The organism is Streptococcus sp. 2106, assembly GCF_013277315.1.
Lineage (GTDB): Bacteria > Bacillota > Bacilli > Lactobacillales > Streptococcaceae > Streptococcus > Streptococcus pseudopneumoniae.
Genome location: NZ_VMMS01000101.1, coordinates 1 through 7,938 on the forward strand (window position 1 = coordinate 1; position 7,938 = coordinate 7,938).

Sequence of the window (7,938 nt, forward strand, 5' to 3'; positions counted from 1 at the left end):
ATTATAAGATGTTTTTTGATTTTAGTTCAGTATTACTCTCTTTATCAGGAAATAGGTAACCAATACCTACACAAGCCAGCACACCTGCTCCAATCACCAAGCCACTTGAAATTAGCAACAGGTCCAAAATTGCATTTGCGATGATAAAGGCAATAATCAAACACATCAGACTAGCCTTGTAGTCTTTTTTCAAAAGATTCTCTAGAGTGAAAAAGAGGAACAGACCCACCGGAATCAAAGACCAGAGGTTGACATCTAAACTTGGCCAGCCAACAGAACCAAAATACACTACTGTCACTGCTGCTAATAAAAAGATAATTCCCAATAATTTTTTCATTTCTTTATCTCCAATTTTTTTATGAACTTGAGTTCTCTGATAGTGATGCCTCACGTCCCTTACAAAAATCATTATAGTAGAGGTCAGTTTCAAGAACAAGTTCTTTTGCCTATCTGGTCTCTATATCAGTCTAAGTGGTTAAATAATGGCGATAAAATAAGGAAGCCGTGAAAAACTACCTCCCAAATGAAAAGGAATTAAGCAACCAAACGCTACTTAATTCCTTGAAATTGTCTCATCACCTCTATTAGCCTTTAAATTTTGAAAGACTCTATTTGCTAATCAATATTTGTCAATACTAACCCTTTCAATCAATTCATTAGTTTTCTAAACTAAGTCTATTAATAAATCCAAACAGAGTATCAATAGTAAAGTAAACTAAATAATTGAGTTATAAATAGCTATTTTCACAAAACTGTTTCATCATCACACCATCTCAGTACATAAACCATTTTTTCATCTATAGCTTTTGTCTTAATCTTAATCTTTTTTCTTTAATCCAAGAAATGCACCTACGGTAAACATTATTCCGGCAACCAATGACGTGAAGACTTCGCTAACTGTTCCGGTTTTTGGCAACCTATCATTGTTAGTAGTTGATTTACTATCAATATTGGTATCTTTATTAGCTATGTTCTCTGGTTCATTAAGATAAACTTCCTTCTCATTTTCAAAGTTTTTATCATTTTTATCAGGAACTGGAGCTGTAACATCCTTAGTTGAATCAGATCTTTGACTTTCATCTAATTGACTATAATTTACTTGTACAGGAACTGTAGTTTTGACATCTTTAGTTGAATCAAATTTGTGTGAATGATCTTCTCTTTGTAAATCCTCTTTTCTGTGACTTTCATCTAATTGATTATGATTTGCTTGCACCTTATCTTTCTTTTTGGATACATCAAAAGTAGGTTTATTTTCCTCCTCCTTTTTCTCCTCTATTTTCTTGAATACAGGTTTTATAAGGGTATCTTTTGATAGATTAATAACATAGCCAGCGTCTTTTTTACCTTCGAAACCAGCAATTTCCCAACCATCAAATTGATAGCCTTTTTCTAATTCACCCTTATAGACAGGTAAAATAAAATCTTCTTCCGGCACTATCTGAGAACTCATTTCTTTTCCATTTTGAATGGTCACAGTCACCCTATGAGGTTTTAATTCGCTCATTTCTCCCGTATCTTTATTTAAAATAAATTCTTTTACGGTTGTATTTCTTGCGAAATCTTTTACAAGAATCTTAATATTTAGTGTCTTATCTGTTAGTTGTTTAATATCATCAAATGATGTATATTCTTTTCCATTTACATAAATATGTTGTTCTTGAATCTCACCATCGAATCCATTATTTCTTTTATCATTGATGTTAAAGACTACAGATTTTCCATCAGCATATTCGATACTAGTATTTCCCTTAGGATCAATGTTTACTTCGGGTTTAACATTATCATATAAAAACTGATAGTGGACTCCAACTGCTTTCGCATTCAAATCGCTATAGCCAGTTTGAAGATAAACATTTCCATCCATATCTGTTACCTTATCTGGAAATCCGTTTGCTTTATAGTCTTTCATTCCCCAGTCCATGATGTCACCGTCTTTAACATTAAGCTTAACGTTAAAATCTCTAGTGTTATCAATATGTAAATCTCCGTAGATTAAATAATTATCTACAACCGATTCATTAACTCTCAATTCCCAGTTAAAACCACCCTTATCAGAAATCTTACCTCTTAAATAAAATTCTGGATTTCGTACATAAATTTTATTAGATTTAGATGGATTAAAGTAGTTCTTATCCATTGAAAGGTTTACTGGTTTGGTATCAATAAATAACATGGAGCCATCTTCTTTTATAGCTTCTACATTAGAATATTCCTCCCCATGATACTCTTTATTATCTTTACCAAATAATACAAGTTTAGAGGAATCTGTCACAAGATTTCCATCTTTATCGATTGCTTCCCCTTTATCATTCATGTTAAAGGTAAACACTTGATATCTTACAATGTTAAAGCCGTCCAAAGCCGACATTAATACTGATTGAGTGCTTCTTCCATCTTTAACATTTCTACTATCAGCATAAATTGTTGTTTCTGAAAGGACTCTTAGATTAGGATTGGTCTTTTGTATTTTTGCTATATCTTCCTTGCTATAAACTCCATTCCCTGCTAACATATCCGTTTTTCCAGGATTATAGGTAGTCACTTTTAGTGCATAGCCTTTTCTTAGAATGATGTTATCCTTTAACAGATATTGTTGTTTTTCTGAATCAGAATAGATTTTACCAGATTCCATTTCAGTTAAATTGTTTGGTTTGTTCTTTGAAAGATCTCCTTCTCCTAATTCGATTACATTCCCATAACTTGATGCATAGGGATATTCTGTTTTAGTTTCCTTATTTTTTTCAGGCATTCTAATTTTAGTTTTAGCTTTTGTTTCACCCTTATCTTTTACAAGGATATTCATATCACCCGTAAAGGATAGACCATCGACTACATCATTTGTGTTTGCAAATAAGTCAAAGGTTAGAGTTTTAGTTTGTGGGTCGTATTTACTTGCCTTAATTTCTATTAATTTGAAGTCATTGCCATAGTAAGCCTTAGCATTTTTGGATACATTACTTACTTTTCCAAGAATTTCAAAATGTCCATCCTTTGATGGGCTTAATACTCCACCAAGTTTTGATTTAACATCATCAAGTTTTTCAGTTTCATATTCTAAGGCGCTACCATCGTCATAGGCAGCTATATTTCCTTTATCGTCATATCGATAATCAAGTTCTACTGTTCTTGTACCACCATTTACAAAGTCCTCTTCTTCCCTATATTTCTTTTTAATGAGTTTCTTTAGGTCTTTATTTTCAAAGTTTCTAATTGTTGAAATAGTTTTATTTATTTCAAGGCTAGCTTCTCCCTCAACTGAACTTTCTTCATCTGGTTTTGAATCTTCATCCTTAGCTTGATTATTATTGGTATTTTCCTCTGAGCTCTTTGCATTTTTGAGTTTATCTTCAGAAATTTCACCAAGTTTTTCATATTTAGAAGCATCTTTGTCAGGATCTACTAGGTAATAAGAAATCATTCCTTTTTCATCAGCTTGGTCATCAAATTTAATTCTATGGATTTTGGTGAAGTTGCTTGCACCATCTAGGGCGATTACTTCGATGATTTTTCCTCTTAAATCTCCTGCTCCGCTAATTTCGTAGATAGTATTTCCATCTTTATCAAGCTTCCTATTTCTTCCCTCACCCTCTCCGGCGTAAGTTACATCAAGACTTTTCTCAACATCTCCATACTTATCGACAAGAGCTGCACCTGCGTACCATACTTCGTTGGCTACTTCTTCAAATTTCTCAGGATGTTCTTTTTGGTCTCTAGCAAACAAGGTTTCGTGTTTGTACTCATCCTTTACCTTGTGGTAGGTATCTTTTGCGATCAATTTAATTTTATCTGGATTAGAAAAATCAATTGAAATAATTTTTGGAGCTGTATTATCAATTTTTACTGGTATATAAGAAACCTGCCATGGATAATCCTTGGTTAATCTATATTTGAATTTGTAGAAGTATTGACCCTCAGCTATTGATTCAAATTGTCCTCTTATCCTAGTAGCTGGATCTTGGTTATCCTTACTTTCTGGTTCATTTTCTTCTCTACCTCTAGGGTTATAGATGAGTCCATCCCACTTCAAATCACCCCAAACTTTTAGTTTAGATGATTTAATTCCCTTTGCATCATTGCTTTTAGAATTTAAAATTCCTCTAATAAAGTGTTCTCTCGAAATGACTTTTAAGTCTCTTTGATTTTCTCCCTCTTTATTTGTATTTACTATTGAAATCAATCCTTCTTCTGCACTTCTTAATACAAGTGGAGAAGGTGTTAATCCTCTTTCTAGTGAAACACTTTGTGGTTCTCCCTTTGAGTCAAGTGGATATACCCTAGCAACATTAGATCCACTAGTGGATTCTGCATGAATACCTTGGTTGTTAAAGGCAAATAAGTCTGGGTCTTGGTCTAGTGATGTAATATTTTTATCTTTTCTGTTTTGAATAATAGCTGCTGGATTAAATTTATCTATACCATGTTCTCCACCAATACCCTTGTTCAAGGTTCCAGGAATTTTCGGTTTACCATCATCATCATAACCTTCCATTGTTTTTGATTTTGAACCCTCTTCCCAGGCCCATTTATCAAGGATTGGTTCGTGGTTCCAATTCCCAGCAAATCCCATTAGAGGCATCGACAAAGAAGGTTGGAAGTTTATTTTCTTCCCGTTAGAGTTTAGAGCTTCCATTTCTTCCACTGACTCAAAATGAATAAATGATTCTACAAATTTATTTTTGTCTTTAGCCTCTCCAACATTTATAACCGCATTCAAATCAAAGCTAGAATTTGCGCCTATAGTGAAAGTATCATGCTCAAATGTGATATTTGCTCCTTTGATTTTTTCTGGATGGATTTCTGGAACAATTTGCTTCCCATCTGGAGATTTTTCATCTTTATATGTTTCATCCAGTTTTAATCTGTCAGTTAGAGAATCTGTAGTTATCGCTGATGCTGAAACTTTAAAGGTTAAAGGTCTGTCTGATGTATTGTGAAGCTTAACTGTAAAATATTTTTCTTCTCCTTTTATTTCTTTAAGAGAAATAGAACCATAAGAGTTTACCAAACCTTTAGAATCCTTGTTTTTGAAAGTCGCTACAACTTCATTTCTCAAAGCATTGGCAACATTAATTAGCCCTGCTCCCTGTTGTCTAGGTGATGCAAAGTATTGGCTTTTTTCTTTCCAAGACGTTGCGTCCATCATAGGTCGCGCAGTATTTTGTAAAGCAATTTTTGTAAGACTTGTAAGGTCTATTTTGTCATCTCCCTCAAGATTTTTCAATACAGGTCTTTCAAGCATTTCCTTTAACTTCGGTCTAATCAAAACAGTAGAAGCTGCTACGATTGGAGTTGCCATACTAGTTCCTGACATATAGCCATAAGTTGATTTACCATTAATGACATTAAGCGTGGATTTAATATTTTTACCAGGTGCTGAAACATCGGGTTTTAAAAGTAAATCTACTCTTGGCCCCCAAGATGTGGATCCTGCTGGAACGATGATATCTTCTTTATAGAGTTCTTTGTCTGTGTCAGGTGCAAACTTAAAGTCAATCTCTTTTTCGTCACCTACATTCGGTTTGTTGGAATTAAAACTTTCCATATCAATTGGATAGTATTGCTCCAATTTATCTTTAAAATCTTCTTTATTATTTCTTTTGACTTCAGTCTTTTTATCAGGATTAATCATGTTCCATAGCTTTACACCATCATCTCCTGAAATTGAAAACACTTGACTTTTAGTACCTTCATCCGCTTCATATCCCATAGCTGGAAGCTCTGTCCAATTATCTCTATTGTAGTAATTTACAGTATTTACAACCATAATGGCGCGTGCACCCTTATCCATAGCTTTTTTAAAAGCATTTTTTAAATCCTTTGTATAAATTCTATCCATTACTGCAATTTTGCCCTTAAGATCCAAACCTATCAAATCTTGGTCTTGGCCCTTGCCTATATATACAAATTTCAATTTACTAGGAGCTTTTGAACCATCTTCATTTGTTGTGATTTTATTCTTATCGAAAAAGGCCCCTATATTTCTGTATTTAAAACTTTCTCCACCTATGTTAACTTTATCAAACTCAACTGTTTGATTTTTAGCAGATGCAACCGCTATCGCATCTTCATGTGCTGCTGTTCGCGTTACATTTCCAGTGTCGGTCATTTTCAGATGATTATTTGCCACTAAATCCCAAGAAGAACTTGAAGCAGAAGTCGCATAGTTACCCGTAGCGACAACCATTGGAATGCCTGCTTTTCTTAATGCTCTAATAGCTTGCCAATATTTCTCACCTACAAGACCTGTTCCTGTAAAACCAGATGATACCGAAACAACATCAACGTTGTGTTTGATGGAATCTTCAATAGCATGAAACATTGTTTCATCCCCTGCGAACCCAGATCCTGCGTCAGAGTACATTTTATAAGAGAAGATCTGTGCATTAGGTGCAATTCCATCTATGCCATTAAAGTTCTTGATGTCTTTTTCAGTATCATTTCCAGCAAGAATCCCTGCAATATGCATCCCATGGGGATCAAAATAATCACTTCCATCATCAGCTCTTTCTACGGTAATTTTACCACCATTATAATAATTAAAAGCATGAGGAATTTTATCACTCAACCAATAATTTTTATCAGTGCCTTTTAAGTCTTCTTTTTTAAATCTCATTGAGGCTTTGGCATCATCATCGATTCTCATAGCCTTATGCCTATAATCTGTTCCAGTATCGATATTTGAAATGACCATACCTCTGCCATCAAAATTTCTTCCAAATTGAGCATTAATGGCCTTTAGGTAATCAATAGCTTCCTCAACTCCAATTTCCTTTCTGGCATGATTCATCATGGGTTGGACTTTTTGTGCCCTTTCAACCGATGAGATACCTTCTATTTGTTTAATTTTGTCCAAGTTATCTGGAGTTGTTTCTATGGCACTACCGTTAAAAATTCTATCATAAGTATATAAAACTTTTGTATTCTTAAGACTGGATAGTCCCTTGATTGCTTTTTCTCTAGACTCTTCATCTTTAAATTCAGCAATATAGACAAGTCTATCCTCTTTTTTGGGACTTTCTGAGTCTTTACTTGCAGACGAGTCCGCTTTATCTCCTTGGGATTGATTGGAATTTTCTTCTTTGCTTGTTGCTTCTTCATTGCTAGTGCTATTGTCTATCACAGGATTTTTACTAACAACTTCTTTTTCCTCAATAATTGTTGTTTTCTTTTCTTCAGTATCCTTTGAAGCTTCTATAGCATGATGAATCTCTTCATGTTTCTCTTTATTTTCTGTTTCCTTATCTACTACTACTTTTTCTTTATCAGAGATATTTAAAGCATCTTCAGAGCTAGATATATCTGCTAAGACTACCTCATTAGGGGCATAGGCTGCTAAAATAACTGCAGCTGTGGTTAATGACAATACTGTACTTTTTTTCATTTTAATTCCTTACATATTTATTTAACTTCCAATAGATAGAAAACTTTAACTTTGCTAGCCTTTGTTATAAAAAGTTTTACTAAGTATTATCTAGGAAATAGAGTAGTACATTTATATATAATTGTTAGCTCTCCATAAAAATAGTATATCATTTTTTAAATTTAAGTCAAGAAAAATTAATATGTGTTAATTTATTTTTTAATACACATTAAAAATATAGAGTCAAAAACTTTCGTAGTTAGCTGGGGTACATTGTCAGAACATTCACACCATCAAAAATAGTAGCAATCAAATTGAACCACTACCAAAATCACAAAGTCAAACATCATTGATGAAATATCAGCGCTATTAAACAATATAAATAACCGCTAAGAATAAGACTTAACCCCAAATCATTCATACCTCTCTCAACTAGATGTAACTTACCAAACCCCTGACCTCATGAGCCACTTTCTTCCTCCTCATGAGGCCAGTTTTACTTTCTGCTGTTCCAGTATCGTTTTTCTTCGCTAGATTTCCTCAAAAGGGCAGACTCCTCCCTTGGTGCGTCACAC

At 33.8% G+C, this 7,938-nt stretch carries 2 protein-coding genes; both read right to left on the bottom strand.

The features are described 5' to 3' along the window. Position 1: 1 nt before the first annotated feature. Positions 2-337, bottom strand: coding sequence for a hypothetical protein (locus HT723_RS09955; protein WP_172935127.1), 336 nt, complete (start codon positions 335-337; stop codon positions 2-4). A 480-nt stretch (positions 338-817) separates the two neighbouring features. Continuing rightward, positions 818-7,384, bottom strand: coding sequence for a S8 family serine peptidase (locus HT723_RS09960; RefSeq protein WP_172935128.1), 6,567 nt, complete (start codon positions 7,382-7,384; stop codon positions 818-820). Between the last annotated feature and the right edge of the window lie 554 nt (positions 7,385-7,938).